The 283-nt window shown below is 42.4% G+C and carries 2 tRNA genes; both read left to right on the top strand.

The features are described from left to right. Nucleotides 1-77: 77 nt before the first annotated feature. Nucleotides 78-152 (top strand) — tRNA-Gln (locus CXF72_RS00570). A gap of 7 nt (nt 153-159) precedes the next feature. Next, nucleotides 160-244 (top strand) — tRNA-Leu (locus tag CXF72_RS00565). The last annotated feature ends 39 nt before the right edge of the window (nt 245-283 follow it).

The raw sequence follows: 283 nt of genomic DNA, 5'->3' as shown, positions 1-283 counted from the left end.
GTAATGAACTGAGAGTGTTAATCACGATATTGGCATTCCGAATGACGACCAGTTAGAAAAGTATTTAAAAGAACAATTGGGATATCGCCAAGCGGTAAGGCACCGGGTTTTGATCTCGGCATTCAGAGGTTCAAATCCTCTTATCCCAGCCACATTGATGCGGAAATGGCGGAATTGGTAGACGCGCTAGATTTAGGTTCTAGTATCGTAAGGTGTGAGAGTTCAAGTCTCTCTTTCCGCACCACTTTTTTACTTCGGTAAAAAAATAGAACAACCAGCTTAG

Origin of the sequence: Psychromonas sp. MB-3u-54, from assembly GCF_002836415.1 — a bacterium.
GTDB lineage: Bacteria > Pseudomonadota > Gammaproteobacteria > Enterobacterales > Psychromonadaceae > Psychromonas.
Note: the sequence above shows the minus strand (reverse complement) of the source record. Positions and strands in the feature narration are given on the sequence as shown.